The 15,620-nt window shown below is 72.3% G+C and carries 16 protein-coding genes and 1 tRNA gene; 15 read left to right on the top strand and 2 right to left on the bottom strand.

The genetic code is table 11. The annotated features are described in order from the left end of the window. The 8 genes from EIM48_RS07000 to EIM48_RS07035 all read left to right on the top strand — a co-directional run. The coding region (locus EIM48_RS07000; protein ID WP_148098703.1) for an integrase core domain-containing protein at positions 1-265 on the top strand (265 nt) is incomplete at its 5' end. Positions 266-505: 240 nt separating this feature from the next. Next, positions 506-1,798 carry a TlpA disulfide reductase family protein gene (locus tag EIM48_RS07005; protein WP_125111373.1) on the top strand — a complete coding sequence of 431 codons (1,293 nt, stop codon included), beginning with the start codon at positions 506-508 and terminating at the stop codon, positions 1,796-1,798. Between the two features lie 149 nt (positions 1,799-1,947). Beyond that, positions 1,948-3,246 carry a dipeptidase gene (locus EIM48_RS07010; protein ID WP_125111374.1) on the top strand — a complete coding sequence of 433 codons (1,299 nt, stop codon included), beginning with the start codon at positions 1,948-1,950 and terminating at the stop codon, positions 3,244-3,246. 63 nt (positions 3,247-3,309) lie between these two features. Further along, positions 3,310-5,859 carry a TonB-dependent receptor gene (locus EIM48_RS07015; protein ID WP_125111375.1) on the top strand — a complete coding sequence of 850 codons (2,550 nt, stop codon included), beginning with the start codon at positions 3,310-3,312 and terminating at the stop codon, positions 5,857-5,859. Between the two features lie 138 nt (positions 5,860-5,997). Continuing rightward, a complete protein-coding gene (gene dusA / locus EIM48_RS07020) occupies positions 5,998-7,011 on the top strand; it encodes a tRNA dihydrouridine(20/20a) synthase DusA (protein ID WP_028915478.1) in 1,014 nt (337 codons plus the stop codon). 360 nt (positions 7,012-7,371) lie between these two features. Further along, positions 7,372-7,590, top strand: coding sequence for a hypothetical protein (locus tag EIM48_RS07025; protein WP_051403725.1), 219 nt, complete (start codon positions 7,372-7,374; stop codon positions 7,588-7,590). Positions 7,591-7,643: 53 nt separating this feature from the next. Further along, on the top strand, positions 7,644-8,327 hold the full coding sequence (locus EIM48_RS07030; protein ID WP_019398028.1) for a response regulator transcription factor: 684 nt from the start codon (positions 7,644-7,646) through the stop codon (positions 8,325-8,327). Between the two features lie 19 nt (positions 8,328-8,346). Further along, the gene (locus tag EIM48_RS07035) at positions 8,347-9,768 is read left to right on the top strand and encodes an ATP-binding protein (RefSeq protein ID WP_037035041.1); all 1,422 of its coding nucleotides are present in this window, start codon (positions 8,347-8,349) and stop codon (positions 9,766-9,768) included. Between the two features lie 69 nt (positions 9,769-9,837). Here EIM48_RS07035 and EIM48_RS07040 read toward each other — a convergent pair whose 3' ends face one another. Continuing rightward, the gene (locus EIM48_RS07040) at positions 9,838-10,626 is read right to left on the bottom strand and encodes a M90 family metallopeptidase (RefSeq protein ID WP_026010393.1); all 789 of its coding nucleotides are present in this window, start codon (positions 10,624-10,626) and stop codon (positions 9,838-9,840) included. A gap of 376 nt (positions 10,627-11,002) precedes the next feature. On the opposite strand from EIM48_RS07040, the gene birA reads away from it, so the two are divergent. The 4 genes from birA (at position 11,003) to EIM48_RS07065 (ending at position 13,487) form a co-directional block, all read left to right on the top strand. Continuing rightward, complete coding sequence (gene birA / locus EIM48_RS07050) at positions 11,003-11,959, top strand: bifunctional biotin--[acetyl-CoA-carboxylase] ligase/biotin operon repressor BirA (protein ID WP_028915475.1); 957 nt, start codon at positions 11,003-11,005, stop codon at positions 11,957-11,959. Further along, positions 11,956-12,687 carry a type III pantothenate kinase gene (locus EIM48_RS07055; RefSeq protein ID WP_019398023.1) on the top strand — a complete coding sequence of 244 codons (732 nt, stop codon included), beginning with the start codon at positions 11,956-11,958 and terminating at the stop codon, positions 12,685-12,687. The genes birA and EIM48_RS07055 overlap by 4 nt, the downstream gene beginning before the upstream one ends. Positions 12,688-12,731: 44 nt before the next feature. Then, positions 12,732-13,421, top strand: a complete 690-nt coding sequence (locus EIM48_RS07060; protein WP_026010392.1) for an SPOR domain-containing protein — start codon at positions 12,732-12,734, stop codon at positions 13,419-13,421. Next, positions 13,412-13,487 (top strand) — tRNA-Thr (locus EIM48_RS07065). Before EIM48_RS07060 ends, EIM48_RS07065 begins: the two co-directional genes overlap by 10 nt. Before the next feature lie 32 nt (positions 13,488-13,519). Here the strand turns inward: EIM48_RS07065 and EIM48_RS07070 are convergent. Further along, the gene (locus tag EIM48_RS07070; protein WP_037035032.1) at positions 13,520-13,840 is read right to left on the bottom strand and encodes a hypothetical protein; all 321 of its coding nucleotides are present in this window, start codon (positions 13,838-13,840) and stop codon (positions 13,520-13,522) included. 107 nt (positions 13,841-13,947) lie between these two features. Between EIM48_RS07070 and rocF the strand changes: the two genes are divergently transcribed. The 3 genes from rocF (at position 13,948) to EIM48_RS07085 (ending at position 15,584) form a co-directional block, all read left to right on the top strand. Then, positions 13,948-14,871, top strand: a complete 924-nt coding sequence (gene rocF, locus EIM48_RS07075; protein ID WP_019398021.1) for an arginase — start codon at positions 13,948-13,950, stop codon at positions 14,869-14,871. A gap of 108 nt (positions 14,872-14,979) precedes the next feature. Beyond that, entirely contained in the window at positions 14,980-15,132 is a 153-nt protein-coding gene (locus EIM48_RS07080; protein WP_019398020.1) for an entericidin A/B family lipoprotein, read from the top strand. A 236-nt stretch (positions 15,133-15,368) separates the two neighbouring features. Further along, complete coding sequence (locus EIM48_RS07085; RefSeq protein WP_019398019.1) at positions 15,369-15,584, top strand: CsbD family protein; 216 nt, start codon at positions 15,369-15,371, stop codon at positions 15,582-15,584. Positions 15,585-15,620 lie beyond the last annotated feature (36 nt).

The following is a 15,620-nucleotide window of genomic DNA, read 5'->3' on the forward strand; positions in this document are numbered from 1 at the left end:
CGACGCGGCGATCGGCCCGGCCTTCATCGCGCCGGGTAGCCCCTGGCAGAACGGGTTCGTCGAGAGCTTCAACGGCAAGCCTCGGGACGAGCTTCTGAACCGGGAATGGTTCCGCAGCCGCGCCGAAGCGAAGGTGCTGATCGAACGCTGGCGGCAGTTCTACAACGAGCAGCGGCCGCACAGCGCCCATGGCTACAAACCCCCGGCGACCGTTCGCCGGAACTGGTCCGAACCCGATACCATCCACCCCGGACTCACTGCCTGATTGGCTACAAGTTCCATACTCAGGTCAACGCGGTCGTCCATTCGGCCACGATCTGCTGGCCGGGTCGGCCGTGGCCATGCAGCGGAGGCCGCCGCTCATTTCCTTTGGAGCAATCGTCATCAGTTCCGGGGTGTTGGCCTCTGGATTGCGCCGGCGGGCGCTGCCTACAGTCCATGAGCGCCAGCGCAGCGCGTCGACGGATGCAAGCCGGCGGAACCTTCCTCCGCCACGGGAACCGACATGAGGCATGCATACCGCTCCATCCTCCGCCACGGACTGGCCCTGCTGCTGGCGCTGTGCGCCGCGCATGCGCTGGCCGGCACGGTCGCGCCCGCCGAGGGCCTGTGGCGCGGCGAGTTCACCGTCAACGGCGAGGCGCTGCCGTTCAACTTCGAGTTGGCCGGGCTGGAAGGCGCGCAACCGCGCCTGGTGCTGCTCAACGGCAGCCGCCGCGACGAGTTCGAGGTCGAGAAGCTGGCCGGTGGCGGCATCCGCGCGGTGATGAACACCTACGACGCCGCGCTCGAGGCCACGGTGGAGGAGGGTTCCGGCGGCAAGCGCCTGGTCGGGCACTACCGCGACCTGGTCCCGAAGCGCAACGGCGCCAACGACCTGCCGTTCACCGCCGAGCATGGCCAGGCCTGGCGCTTCGTGCCGCCGGAGCGGGATGCCGGCAGCGCCGCCAACCTCGACGGCAAGTGGGCCATCCTCAACCGCGACCGCAGCGCCGGGCCCAACCAGGTCGCGCTGCTGCGGCAGGAAGGCACGCGCCTGGCCGGGGTGTTCATGACCGTCGTGGGCGATACCCGCGAGCTGGAAGGCGTGGTCCAGAGCGACCGCTTCTGGCTGTCGCACTTCAGCGGGCCCAGCCCGGTGCTGGTCCGCGGCACCATTGAGGACGGCCAGATCCAGGGCGCGATCAGCTTCGGCATCTACAACGTGGCCAGGTTCGAGGGCCACCGCAGCGACGAGGTGGAACTGCCCGATCCTTACCGCCTCACCTACCTCAAGGATGGCCGCCGCAGCATCGACTTCAGCTTCCCCGACCTGGAGGAGCGGCCGGTGTCGCTGCGGGATGACAAGTACCGCGGCAAGGTGGTGATCGTCGAGGTGATCGGCACCTGGTGCCCCAACTGCACCGACCAGACCCGGTTCCTTGCGCCCCGGTTCCGCGAGAACCGGCAGCGCGGGGTGGAGGCCATCGCCGTGGCCTTCGAGCAGGAGGACAGCTTCGAGTACTTCCAGCAGCGCCTGCGCAAGTTCCGCGACTTTTTCGACATCCACTACGACATCGTCCACGGCGGCGTGGCCGACAAGAAGCTGGCCACCGAGAAGCTGCAGGGCCTGAACTACATGGCCGCGTTCCCGACCACCATCGTGATCGACCGCCGCGGCGAGGTGCGCGAGATCTATACCGGCTTCACCGGCCCGGTCACCGGCGGCTACTACGAGGAGTACGTGGCCCGCTTCAACGCGTTGATGGACGAGCTGCTGGCCGAGCCGGATCCCTACGCGGCCACCGCGGGGCAGTGATGAGCCGCTGCCCGCCGCCGCCCTGCCGCCCCGCGCGATGTAGCCGCGCCGCGCGCGCGGCCTGATCCGGCGCCACCCCGGTCCCGCCAGGGCTGCCGTTCGCGGCGGCCATGGCCCCGCCTTGCCTGATGAAACCCACAGGAATGTCCATGTCCGCATTGCATCCGCGCTCCACGCTCCCGCTTCCCCGTCCCATCGCCGCCCTGGCCCTGGCCCTGGCGCTGGCGCTTGCCGCCTGCGGCGGCCGCGATGCCGCCGCCGGGTCCGTGGCCGGTACTGCCGCCGCTCCCGCGCCGGAGCCCGCCGCCGACCCGGCCGCTGTCCACCAGGAGATCCTGGTGCTGGACGGGCACGCCGACGTGCTGCTGCCCGACACGCCGAAGCGCTACTGGCTGCCGGACGGCGGCAAGCGCACCAGTTTCGAGCGGGTGCGCCAGGGCGGGGTGGACGCGATCGTGTTCTCGATCGCGGTCGGCCCGGGCCCGGAGGACGCGCAGGGCCTGGCCAAGGCCCGCCAGGACGCCGAGGCCAAGCTGGCGGCGGTGCAGGAATGGATCGCCGGCAGCGGCGGCCAGGCGGAACTGGCGCGCAGCGCCGACGACATCGAGCGCCTGCACCGCGAGGGCAAGGTGGCGGTGCTGCTCGGCTTCCAGAACGCACGCATCCTCGGCACCGACCTGGCCGCGTTCGACCGCTTCCACCAGGCCGGCGTGCGCGTGGCCGGGCTCGCCCACGCCGGGCACAACGCGTTTGCCGACTCCTCGCGGCCGCAGGACGGCGTGGCCGAGCGCCACGGCGGGCTCAGCGAGCTGGGCCGCCGGGCGGTGGCGCGCTTCAACGACCTGGGCGTGCTGATCGACGTATCCCAGCTGACCCCGGCGGCGCTGAAGCAGACCGTGGAGCTGAGCCGGGTGCCGGTAGTGGCCACCCATTCCAACGCCCGCGCCCTGGTCGACAACAGCCGCAACCTCAGCGACGGGGAACTGGACCTGATCAAGGCCAAGGGCGGCGTGGTCCTGGTGACCCCGTTCAAGCCCTACCTGCGCGCGCCGGACGACGCCTGGCGCGCGAAGATCGCCCGCCTGCGCGCGGAGTTCGGCCTGCCGGAGCAGTTCGCGGTGGCCAACGAGGGCAGCGACGCGCAGGATGCGCCGACCCGCGAGCGCTTCCACGACGCGCTCAAGCAGAACGAGCAGCCGGCCACCCTCTCCGACCTGGTCGACCACCTGGACTACATCGCCAGGCGCATCGGCGTGGAGCACGTCGGGATCGGCAGCGACTTCGACCACGGCGCCGGCGTCACCGGCTTCGACAGCGAGGCCGACGCGGCCAACGTCACCGCCGAGCTGCTGCGCCGCGGCTACACGCGCGAGCAGGTCGCCGCGATCTGGGGCGGCAACTTCCTGCGGGTGGTGCGTGCCGCCGAAGCCGGCCGCCGCCAGGGCTGATCCCCTTCCCGGGCGGCCGCCGCGGCCCGCGCGGCGCCGCCCCCTGCCGAGGAATTCCCCCGCATGAGCAATTCCCCGCGGGCCAGCGTGCTGGCCCTTTCCATCAGCCTGCTCCTCGCCATCCCCGACCTGCACGCGGCCGGGGGCGGCGAGCCGGAGCCCGGCGGCAGCGGCGCCGCCACCACCCTGGACCGGGTGACCGTCACCGGCGCCCGTGCCGCCGGCCGCACCATCGGCAACAGCCCCGCGCCGATCGACGTGATCAGCGCGCAGGAACTGGAAAGCACCACCCGCACCGACCTGTTCGAGGCGCTCAACGCCACCCTGCCGGCCTGGAACACGCCGGTGCGCGCCAACGCCACCGACCTGGGCAGCATGGTCCGCGTCGGCCAGCTGCGCGGCCTCAGCCCCAACCACACCCTGGTGCTGGTCAACGGCAAGCGCTGGCACACCACCGCCCTGTTCGGCGCCGGCGGCCTGACCGGGCAGGCGCCGGTGGACCTGGCCACCTTCCCGACCGGCGCGATCCAGCGGATCGAGGTCCTGCGCGACGGTGCCTCGGCGCTGTACGGCTCGGACGCCATCGCCGGCGTGGTCAACATCATCACCAGCCGCCAGGCCGAGGGCGGCGAGGTGGCCTACCGCTACGGGGTCAACGACGGCGGGGAGGGCGGGCTGCACACCCTCACTGCCAGGGCCGGGTTCGGCCTGGGCCGAGAGGGCTACATCAACTTCGCCCTCCAGTACGACGACCAGGACCCGACCATCACCAGCAGCCCGGTGCCGCTGGACTATCCGCTGTTCTTCCTGCGCGACGCCGACGGCAACCCGGTCGTGCCCGGCGGCTCGGTGTGGCGGCCGCAGATCCCCGCAGGCGCCAGCCTCGACCCGCGCGAGTACGAGGTCGACCGCGGCAAGTGGCGCTGGCCGATCAATGGTCGCCGCAAGTCCCGGCTGCGCGGCTTCACCGCCAGTGCCGGCACCCCGCTGGGCGAGTCGCTGGAACTGTTCGCCTTCCTCAACCACGCCGGCCGCCAGGCCTGGGCACCGCAGTTCTACCGGCCGGTGTGGCGCGACGAGGTGGTGCGCGCGATCCATCCGGACGGCTTCCAGCCGAAGGAGGAGATCAGGGAGCAGAGCGTGGGTGCCACCCTCGGCCTGCGCGGCACGCTGGCCGCGGACTGGGAATGGGAAGCCAGCGTCACCAACGGCCACGACGCGATCCGCGCCTACATCCACGACTCGATCAACCCGACCTTCGGCCTGGACAGCCAGACCAGCTTCTACCTGGGCAAGGTGCGCTACGAGGCCACCACCTGGAACCTGGACCTGCGCCGCGGCTTCGAGGTGGGCCTGGCCGGGCCGCTGGAACTGTCGCTGGGCGCCGAGGCGCGCCGGGAGTCCTACCGCAAGTGGGCCGGCGATCCGCAGTCCTACACCCATGGCGGCGCGGTGATCCTGGACGGCCCCAACGCCGGCAAGCCCTTCAGCCGCGCGGTGGGCTACTCGCAGGCGCTGGCCGGGTTCAGCCCGGAAGACGCGGTGCAGGTCGAGCGCGACAACTGGGCGGTGTACGCCGGCCTGTCGCTCAACCCGGTGCGGCGCTGGACCGTGGACCTGGCCGCGCGCCACGAGGACTACGAGGACTTCGGCACCGCCTCCACCTGGCGCGTTTCCTCGCGCGTGGAGCTGGGCCGGCGCTGGGCCGTGCGCGGCACCGCCAGCACCGGGTTCCAGGCGCCGGCGCTGGCCGCACAGGCGCACAAGTTCACCCAGAACTCGCCGGCCGGCGTGACCTACACCCTGCAGGTCGGTTCGCCGCAGGCGCAGGCCCTGGGCGCGCGCCCGCTGCGGCCGGAGGAATCGGAGAACTACAGCCTGGGCATCGTGTTCCAGCCCTGGGACGGCGCCACCGCGGCGGTGGACGTCTACCGCATCGACGTGGACAACCGCATCGCCACCTCCACCTCGATCTCCGGCGACAGCTACCCGGGCGCGCTGCCGTTGCTGCAGTCGCTCGGCTACGGCCCGGCCGACGCGGTGTCCTACCTGCTCAACGCCGCGCATACCCGCAACGAGGGCGTGGAAGCCACGTTCGAGGCCGCCAGCGACTTCGGCCGCTTCGGCAGCGTGCGCTGGACCGCGGCGGGCAACTGGACCCGCGGCGAGCTGCGCGGCGTGGCGCCCACCCCGGACGTGCTGGCCGACTACGGCGTGCCGGTGTTCAGCCGCAGCAACGCCAACCTCCTGCTGCTGCTGTCGCCGAAGAGCAAGCAGGTGCTCAGCGCCGACTGGCGCCTGGGACGCTGGAGCGCGCTGCTGCGCCTGACCCGCTACGGCTCGCTGGAGCGCTACGGCGTCCCGGTCGGGCGCCCGGCCTCGGAGGAGGTGGCGTACACCATCGACCCGATCTGGCTGACCGACCTGGACCTGGGCTTCCAGGCCAGCGAACGCCTGCGCCTGTCGCTGACCGCCAACAACCTGTTCAACCGCCTGCCGGAAAAACTGCCGCAGGCCCTGGTCCAGCCGGGCCAGTACTACGCGTACCCGGTCAACGGCCCGGTGTCCGGCGACGGCGGGTTCTATTCGGCCAGCGTGGAGTACCGCTGGTAGCGGCGGGTGCGCGGCGCCCCGCACCCGGCCGGCGGTTCCGTGGGGCGGCCGGGTGCGGCGGCGACCCGCCGTTCAGCCGGGCGGTTAGAACTGCCGCGGGCGATCGGGGACAATTCCCGCTCCCCACCGGTCCCCGCCATGCCTGCCGTTCCCGCTTCCTACGCCGCTTCCGCCCGCCTCTCCGTCGCCCCGATGATGGACTGGACCGACCGCCACTGCCGGGTGTTCCACCGCCTGCTGGCGCCGCATGCGCGGCTGTACACCGAGATGGTGCACGCCAACGCGGTGGTGCTCGGCGACCGCGGGCGGCTGCTGGGCTTCGACCCGGCCGAGCACCCGGTGGCGCTGCAGCTGGGCGGCAGCGAGCCGGAGGTACTGGCGCAGGCCACCCGGATCGGCGTGGAGTGGGGCTACGACGAGGTCAACCTCAACTGCGGCTGCCCCTCCGACCGGGTCCAGGCCGGCCGCTTCGGTGCCTGCCTGATGCGCGAGCCGGGGCTGGTGGCCGAGTGCGTGGCGGCCATGATCGAGGGTGCCCGCGCCGACGGCCGCGAGGTGCCGGTAACGGTGAAGTGCCGGCTGGGCGTGGACGAGGACCACGAGTACGAGCGCTTCGCCGCCTTCGTCGAAGCGGTGGCCGCGGCCGGTTGCCGCACCTTCGTGGTGCATGCGCGCAATGCCTGGCTGCAGGGGCTGTCGCCCAGGGAGAACCGCGAGGTGCCGCCGCTGCGCTACGAATGGGCCTGGCGGCTCAAGCGCGAGCGTCCGGACCTGGAGGTGCTGGTCAACGGCGGCATCGCCTCCGAGCCACAGGTCCAGGAGCAGCTGGCGCACGTGGACGGGGTGATGCTGGGCCGCGCCGCCTACCACGATCCCTACCTGCTGCACCGGCTGGACGTGGCCCTGTACGGCGGCGAGCTGGCCGGACGCGCCACCCTGCTGCGCCGCCTGCGCCCCTACGTGGAGCGGCAGCTGGCCTCGGGCCTGCCGCTCAAGCACGTGGTGCGGCATGTCCTTGGCCTGTTCCATGGCCAGCCCGGCGGCCGCCTGTTCCGCCAGGTCCTCAGCGAGGGCGCGCACCGTCCTGGTGCAGGCTGGGAGCTGGTGGAGCAGGCGCTGGATGCCACCGCCGGCGCGACCGCGGTGGCCTGAGCGGATCCCGCGCGAACCGCCGGGAAAATGGCGGCTTGTTGCGCTGAACGGCCGCCGGTGGCATGTGGATAAGTTCAGACCGGATTCACTGCATTCTCACGAACATGCCTTTCCAGCCAAGGGTCTGGCCTCGACGCATGTTTTCGTGCGTGGAAGCCGTATCAAAGACCCACGCCGTTAGTTAGGATTGCAACGATGTTCGCTCCGCGCCGCCTCGTCACCGCCCTGCTGCTGGCCGGCCTGCCCCTCGTGGCGGCGGCCCGGCCGCCCGTGGTCGGGCCGGAGGCCGGCGCGCGCGCCGGCGGGCCGCCCCGTGCCGAGCGCCCGCAGCGGGACGCGCAGGAAGCCGGCGCCGCCGAGCTGCGGGCATCGCGCCGCTCGCTCTCGGAGGCAGTACGCTTCGTGCAGCGCTCCACCGGCGGCCAGATCCTGGGCGCCGAGCTGGTGCCCTACGAGGGGCGCAACATCACCCGCGTGAAGTACATGGACGATCGCGGCCGGGTCCGCTATATGGATGACCCGGGCCCCGGCGAGCGGGGCCGCCGCGCATCGCGACGCGACGATCACGAAACCCGCTAGACGATGGGGCCCCGGCCAAAGGCCGGTCCCACACTGCAACTCAGGGAGAGTGCATGCGAATCCTTCTGGTCGAAGACGAGGCCCCGCTGCGGGAGACCCTGGCCGCGCGCCTCAAGCGCGAGGGCTTCGCGGTGGATGCCGCGCAGGACGGCGAGGAAGGCCTGTACATGGGGCGCGAGGTCCCGTTCGACGTGGCCATCATTGACCTGGGCCTGCCCAAGATGTCGGGCATGGAACTGATCAAGGCGCTGCGCGACGAGGGCAAGAACTTCCCGGTGCTGATCCTGACCGCGCGCTCGAGCTGGCAGGACAAGGTCGAGGGCCTCAAGCAGGGCGCCGATGACTATCTGGTCAAGCCGTTCCACGTCGAGGAGCTGCTGGCGCGCCTCAACGCGCTGGTGCGCCGCGCCGCCGGCTGGAGCAAGCCGGTGCTGGAGTGCGGCCCGGTGGCGCTGGACCTGGCCGCGCAGACGGTCACCGTGCACGGCAGCAACGTCGACCTCACCAGCTACGAGTACAAGGTGCTGGAGTACCTGATGATGCACGCCGGGGAGCTGGTCTCGAAGGCCGACCTCACCGAGCACATCTACCAGCAGGACTTCGACCGCGACTCCAACGTGCTGGAAGTCTTCATCGGCCGCCTGCGCAAGAAGCTCGACCCGGAAGGCGAGCTGAAGCCGATCGAGACCGTGCGCGGCCGCGGCTACCGTTTCGCGATCCCGCGCAACGAAGGCTGAGCCGCGGTAGCCGGGTCTCGTGGAAGGGAGCACCAGGCCCCGGTTCCGCCCCTGGCGGCCGCGTTCGCTCAAGGCCCGCCAGCTCATGGCGGCCAGCATCGGCCTGGTCGCCTTCCTGATGCTGGCCGGCGTGGCCCTGGACCGCTCCTTCGCCGAGACCGCCCAGAACAACCTGCGCCAGCGGCTGAAGAGCTACGCCATGGCGTACGCGGACAACATCGACTTCGGCCGCGACGGTTCGCTGTACACGCCCGAGGTCGGACCCGATCCGCGCTTCCACCGTCCCGGCAGCGGCCTGTACGCCGAAGTGGTGCTGCCCGACGGGCGCTGGGCCTCGATGTCGGCCGAAGGTCCGCTGCTGCCGGACCCGGGCGACATCCTCGAGCCGCGCGAGGAGCGCTTCGACGGCCCGCTGCAGGTGACCCAGATCGACGGCACCGCCGGCGAGGTCTACCGCTACGGCATCGGCCTGGTCTGGGGCGAGCGCGGGCCCGAGGCCGAGTTCCCGTACACCATCTACGTCATGGAGGACACGCAGACCCTGGATGCCCAGGTGCGCGTGTTCCGCGGCGCGCTGTGGATGAACCTCGGCAGCGCCGGCCTGATCCTGCTGCTGCTGCAGGCGCTGATCCTGCAGTGGAGCCTGCGCCCGCTGCAGCGGGTGATCGCCGAGCTGACCAAGGTCCAGCGCGGCCAGCTGCAGCGCATGAGCGAGCACCACCCGCGCGAGCTGGAGCCGCTGACCGAGAGCATCAACGCGCTGATCGACTCCGAGCGCGAGAACCTGGAGCGCCAGCGCAACACCCTGGCCGACCTGGCGCACAGCCTGAAGACGCCGCTGGCGGTGCTGCGCACCCAGCTGGATTCCGGCGGCCCGGAGGAGACCCTGCGCCAGGAACTGGACGTGCAGCTGCGGCGCATGAACGACCTGGTCTCCTACCAGCTGGCGCGCGCCGCCTCCAGCGGCCACAAGCTGTTCTCCGCGCCGGTGCCGATCGAGTCCACCGCCGAGGAGATCGTGCGCGGCCTGGAGAAGGTCTACGCGCGCAAGGGCGTGCTGTGCGAGTTCGACATCGCCCCGGACGCGCGTTTCTACGGCGAGGCCGGCGACCTGCAGGAACTGCTCGGCAACTTGCTGGAGAACGCGTTCAAGTGGGCCAACCGCCGCGTGGTGCTGACCGCGCGCCCGGGCCCGACCGCGCCCAACCGCCGCGCCGGCCTGCTGCTGGCGGTGGACGACGACGGCCCCGGCATCGCCCCGGAGGACGTGGCCAAGGTGCTGCAGCGCGGCGTGCGCGGCGACGAGCGCGTGCAGGGCCACGGCATCGGCCTGTCGATCGTGCAGGACCTGGTGCGCGACTACCGCGGCGAACTGCAGGTCACCCGTTCCCAGGAGCTGGGCGGGGCGCGCTTCGAGGTCACCTTGCCGCCGGGGCTTTGAGAGCCGGGATTCGGGATTGGTGATTCGGGATTCGCAAGGGCGTAGCCCGATGCGCTTCGCTTGTCCGGGCTACGCGGCGCGCAGGGGCGAGGGGCCGTAGAAGCGGGCCAGGTGCGCGGCCACTTCCGGCATCTCCTGCTCCAGCACTGCTGGTGCGGAGAAGTGGTACTCGGTGGCCACCGCGAAGAATTCCTCCGGTGCCTCGGCCGCGTACGGGTCGATCGCGGTCTCCGCGCCGGCGTCGACCTCGGCGCAGAAGCCGTCGTACGCGCGCTGGAAATCGCGCGCCCATTGCCGGTGCCAGGCGGCGGGCAGGGGCGGGGTGCCGTCCAGCTCGCCGTCCAGCACGTCCAGCTTGTGCGCCATCTCGTGCACGGCCACGCAATAGCCGGTGTCAGGCTCCTCCAGGTCGGCCTGCACGTCGGCCCAGGACAGCACCAGCGGGCCATGGTCCCAGGCCTCGCCGGCCAGTTCGTCGTCCCATTCGTGCAGCACGCCGGCCGCGTCGACGTGGCTGCGGCGCACCCGGAACGCATCCGGGTAGACCAGCAGTTGCGACCAGCCACGCAGCCCGCTGGCGCCGAACTCCAGCAGCGGCAGGCAGCACAGCGCCGCCAGCAGCACCTGCTCGGCGGGCGCCAGCTCCAGCCCGCCCAGCGGGGTGATGGTCTTCTCGTGCAGGAAGCGGGTCGCCAGCGCGCGCAGGCGTTCGCGGCGCTCCGGGTCCAGCCCGCGCGCCCACGGCAGGGCCTGGCAGGCGTGCTGCCAGAGGTCCTCGTCGATGGGTGCCGCACCCAGGCGCAGCCAGCGCGAAAGCCTGCGGATCAGCGGAACATTCCCGGGAGGAAGCTGTGCCAGCGGCCGCCGCGGGCGCGCGGCATGACCGCGTCCGAATCGCCGCCGCCGCCGCCAGCGCTGGCGCGCGGGGTGGTGCGTGCCGCCGCCGGCACCGTTGGCCGCGCCTGCGGCGCCTCGTCCCCGGCGGGTGCGGCCGCGGTGGTGTCCGGACGGGCATAGACGCAGGCGCCGTGCTTCTGTTCCGGCCCCGGCAGCTCGGGGCTGGCCCAGCACAGGCTCGGGATGGTCAGCAGCAGGAGCGGGGCGAATCGGCGCATGGGTCGGTCCGGTTGGCCGGGCAAGATCCCGAATATAGCGCGGATCGGGACCGTGCGCCGGACGCGGGGGCGGCGGATGCCGGATAATCGCCCGCTACGCAGTATTCACGGAGCAGGGTGTGGACGATCGGGAGCTGCTGCGGCGGCTGGCCGCCGGCGGAAGTTCGGGCGACGTGCTGGCACGCGACGCCGGCATCACCCGCGCGGCGGTGTGGAAGCGCATCGAAGGCCTGCGGGCGGCCGGGGCGCGGATCGAGGCCCGGCCCGGGCGCGGTTACGTGCTCGACAGCCCGCTGGAGCTGCTGGATGCGGCGCGCCTGCGCGCCGGGCTGGCGCCGCGGGCCGCCGCTTCGCTGCACGCACTGGACGTGGCCTGGAGCCTGGATTCGACCAATACCGAACTGCTGCGGCGGCCGCCGCGTCCCGGGGTGGAGGTGCTGCTGGCCGAGCGCCAGAACGCCGGCCGCGGCCGGCTGGGCCGGCGCTGGGTGTCGCCGCTGGGTGGGCAGGTCTGCATGTCGGTGCGGCGTGGCTTCCAGGGCGGCCTGGCCCGCCTCGGCGGGCTGAGCCTGGTGGCCGGGGTGGCGGTGGCCGAGGCCCTGCGTGGCTGCGGCCATGCCGAGGTCGGACTGAAGTGGCCCAACGACCTGGTGGCCGACGGCCGCAAGCTGGGCGGCCTGCTGGTCGAGGGCGGCGGCGAGCACGGCGGTCCGGTGCACGCGGTGGTCGGGATCGGCATCAACGTCGACCTCGGGCCGGCCGACGGCATCGACCAGCCGTGGACCGACCTGGCCCGGCTTGGCGGCAGGGTACCGTCGCGCAATGCGGTGGCCATCGCCGTGCTGGACGCGTTGCTGCCGGCGCTGGAACTGTTCGACGAGGAGGGCCTGGCGCCGTTCCTGGACCGCTACGCCGCGCTGGACGTGCTGGCCGGGCATCCGGTGCGGGTGCTGGACAGCCGCGGCGACTTCGAGGGACAGGCCCTGGGCCTGGCCGCGGATGGGGCCCTGCGGGTGGCCACCAGCGCCGGCGAGCGCCGCGTGCATGCCGGCGAGGTCAGCGTGAGAAGGCAATGAGCGACTGGCTGTTCGACCTGGGCAACACGCGCTTCAAGGCCGCCCCCTGGGACGGCGGCGCACCGGGCGAGGCCCAGGCCTGGCCGCATGGCGAGGACCTGCACCGCGCCCCGGTCCCGCGCGGACGCCGGGCCTGGGTGGCCAGCGTCGCCGGTCCAGCCATGACCGCGGCGGTGCTGGAACGCCTGCACGCGGCCTTCGACGAGGTGCATCTGGCCCGCACCCAGGCCGAATGCGCCGGGGTGCGGGTGGCCTATCCGAACCCGGAGCGGTTTGGCGTGGACCGTTTCCTGGCGCTGCTGGCCGCGCACCGGGACGGCGGCGACGTGCTGCTGGCCGGGGTCGGCACCGCCCTGACCATCGATCTGCTTGACGCCGGCGGGCGCCACCACGGTGGCCGCATCGCGCCCTCGCCGACCCTGATGCGCGAGATGCTGCACGCGCGCGCGGCGCAGCTTCCGGCCAGCGGCGGTGCCTATGCCGAGTTCGCCGACGATACCGCCGACGCGCTGGCCTCCGGCTGCGACGGCGCCGCGGTGGCCCTGGTGCTGCGCTCGCTGGAGCAGGCGCGCCTGCGCCTGGGGCGCGAGCCGGCGCTGCTGCTGCATGGCGGCGGTGCCGGGGCGCTGGCGCCGCTGCTGCCGCAGGCACGGCTGCGGCCGGCGCTGGTGATCGAAGGCCTGGCGATCTGGGCGCGAGCGCAGCTGGACGCGGCGGCATCCTCCTGACCGCCGGCGGCCACCGCGCTGCGGTGCTCCCCTAGAATCGGGGCATGATCGCCCGCGCCCTCATCGTCGTCCTGGCCGTCCTCAACCTCGGCGTGGCCGCCTGGTGGCTGCTGCGCCCCGAACCAGCGCCGGCCTCGGTGCCGGCCACGCCGCCGGGCATCGCCCCGCTGGAAATCGTGCGCACCCTCGATGCCGCCGCGGCCCCGGCGCCTGCGCTGCAGCCGGCCGCGCCCGCACACACCTGCCTGCGCGCCGGCCCGTTCCGCAGCCGCGCCGCGGCCAATGGCATCAGCGCGCGGCTGCAGCCGCTGTTGCTGGGCCTGCAGGTCGAGGAGGAACCGGGCGATGCGGAGATGTACCGGGTGCTGTTGCCCCCGGTCCCCAGCCGCGAGGAGGCCGAAGCCACGGTGCGCCGCCTGCGGGGTGCCGGCTTCGACGACGTGCTGGTGCTGCACCAGGGCGGCGAGGCCAACGCGGTGGCGCTGGGCACCTTCCGCAACCGCGACATGGCCGAGCGCCGGGTCGCGGCCATGCGCCAGCTTGGCTTTCCGGCCGAGCTGCGCACTGCCGGCCGGGCCACGCCTCCGCGCTGGTGGCTGCTGCTGGCCACCGCACGGCCGGAGGAAGTGCGCGCCCAGGCGGGCGAAGCGCGCCAGATCGATTGCAGCCGCATCCCCGGCCTGGCGGACGATGCGCGGACGCCTGCGCTAGAATCGCCGGCCGCGCCGCTTTAGCTCAGCTGGTAGAGCAACCGCCTTGTAAGCGGTAGGTCGTCCGTTCGATCCGGACAAGCGGCACCACTTTCCGCTCCCGGCAGCTGCCGGGACGACGCTCAGGGCACCAGCCCGCAGGTCCGGTGCAACGGCGCCGGGACCGGCAACCGCACGCCATCCGGCAAGCCCGGCGGCCATGGCCGGTAGCCGGCCTGCCAGGCCACCACCTGCCACTGCCCGCTGGCTGGCAGGTCGTAGGCATACCAGGCCTCGCCGTCGTGGAACCCGTGGAAGATCTCGCTGCGGCCGTTGGCTTCGGCCAGTACGGTCAGGGGCACGTTGAACGGCGGCGGTTCGTCCGCGGTGGCCATGGCCGGCAGGAAACTGGCCGGCAGGGGTGGGGACGAAGGAGCGACGGGAGGCGTCAGGGTGGTCGGCATGTCCCTTCAATAGCACCGTGGGCGTGAATCCGGCGTCTGCTGCAGCGCGGCGCGTGTCCGTACGGTCACCCGGCTAGACTCGGGAAAAGGTTTCAACGGATACCGTCATGGCCCGCAGTTATCCCCCTGTTTCCCTCATCGGCGTTCCCACCGACATCGGCGCCGGGCACCGCGGCGCGTCGCTTGGCCCGGATGCGCTGCGCATCGCCGGTATCGGCCAGGCCTTGGCCGCGCGCGGCGTGGACGTGCTCGACACCGGCAACCTCGCCGGCCCGCCCAACCCCTGGCAGCCACCGGTGGGCGGCTACCGCCACCTGGAGCAGGTGGTGGAATGGAACCGCGCGCTGATGCAGGCCACCCTGGCCGAGCTGCGGCGCGGACGCATGCCGGTGATGCTCGGCGGCGACCACTGCCTGGCGATCGGCTCGATCGCCGCGGTCGCCCAGCACTGCCGCCAGGCCGGGAAGAAGCTGCGGGTGCTGTGGCTGGACGCGCACGCGGACTTCAACACCAGCGAGGTCACCCCTTCGGGCAACGTGCACGGCATGCCGGTGGCCTGCCTGTGCGGCATCGGCCCGGACGCGCTCACCCGCCTCGGTGGCGAGGGCCCGGCCATCACCCCGGCGCAGGTGCGGCAGATCGGCATCCGCTCGGTGGATCCGGAGGAAAAGCGCCTGGTCAAGCAGCATGGCCTGGACATCTACGACATGCGCTACATCGACGAGGTCGGGATGAAGGCGGTGATGCAGCAGGCGCTGGAAGGCGTGGACGCGGACACCCACCTGCACGTGAGCTTCGACGTGGACTTCCTCGACCCGGGCATCGCCCCGGGCGTGGGCACCACCGTGCCCGGCGGGGTGAACTACCGCGAGGCGCAGCTGGTGATGGAAATGATCGCCGACACCGGGCGCATGGGTTCGCTGGACATCGTCGAGCTCAACCCGGTGCTGGACAACCGCAACGCCACCGCCGAGCTGGCGGTGGACCTGGTCGAGAGCCTGTTCGGCAAGTCCACGCTGATGCGCGACTGAGCACCAGTCGCGTCCGTCGCCGCGCGGTTTCACGCCGGTTCGACGGCGTTCCCGGAAAAGTGGGGCCCATCCCGTGCGTGGCGCGCGGGACCGAAAAGGGAGCCCACCATGAAGCGCATCGTTGCCCTGACCCTGCTGAGCCTGTTCTCGATTTCCGCGCTGACCGCGTGCAACACCATGGCCGGCGCGGGCAAGGACATCCAGCGGGGCGGGGAAAAGCTCGAGGACAAGGCCCAGGACTGCAAGGACGGCAAGTGCTGAGCGGGAAGCTCGAACGGATGCGGTGAGCGCAGGACGCGCCCGGCACAGGACGTGCGCAGATGGAGTTGCAGGCGGGGCCGCAAGGCCCCGCCTTTTTGTCTGCCTGAATGCTCCGCCGCGCGTGGCGCCGCGTAACCGCGCACTCACGGCGGCTGGACCGCCGGGAAACGCGCAACCGGCGATGCTGGCCCCAACCCGGCGACCGCCGGGTCCCGACCCCCCAACAAGGAGCACGCATGAACCGCGACATCATCGCCGGCAACTGGAAGCAGCTGAAGGGCCAGATGAAGGCCAAGTGGGGCGACCTCACCGACGACGTGTTCGACGTGGCCGAGGGCAATGCCGAGTACCTGGCCGGCAAGTTGCAGGAGCGCTATGGCTGGGAGAAGGACCGCGCCGAGCGCGAGGTCCGCGACTTCGAGACCACCCTGGACCAGCGCTACCGCCACTAAGGCCGGTGCCTTGGGCCCGGGCGCGGCGATCCGCCG

This window comes from Pseudoxanthomonas sp. SGNA-20 (assembly GCF_003931635.1).
In the GTDB taxonomy this organism is placed as follows: domain Bacteria; phylum Pseudomonadota; class Gammaproteobacteria; order Xanthomonadales; family Xanthomonadaceae; genus Pseudoxanthomonas.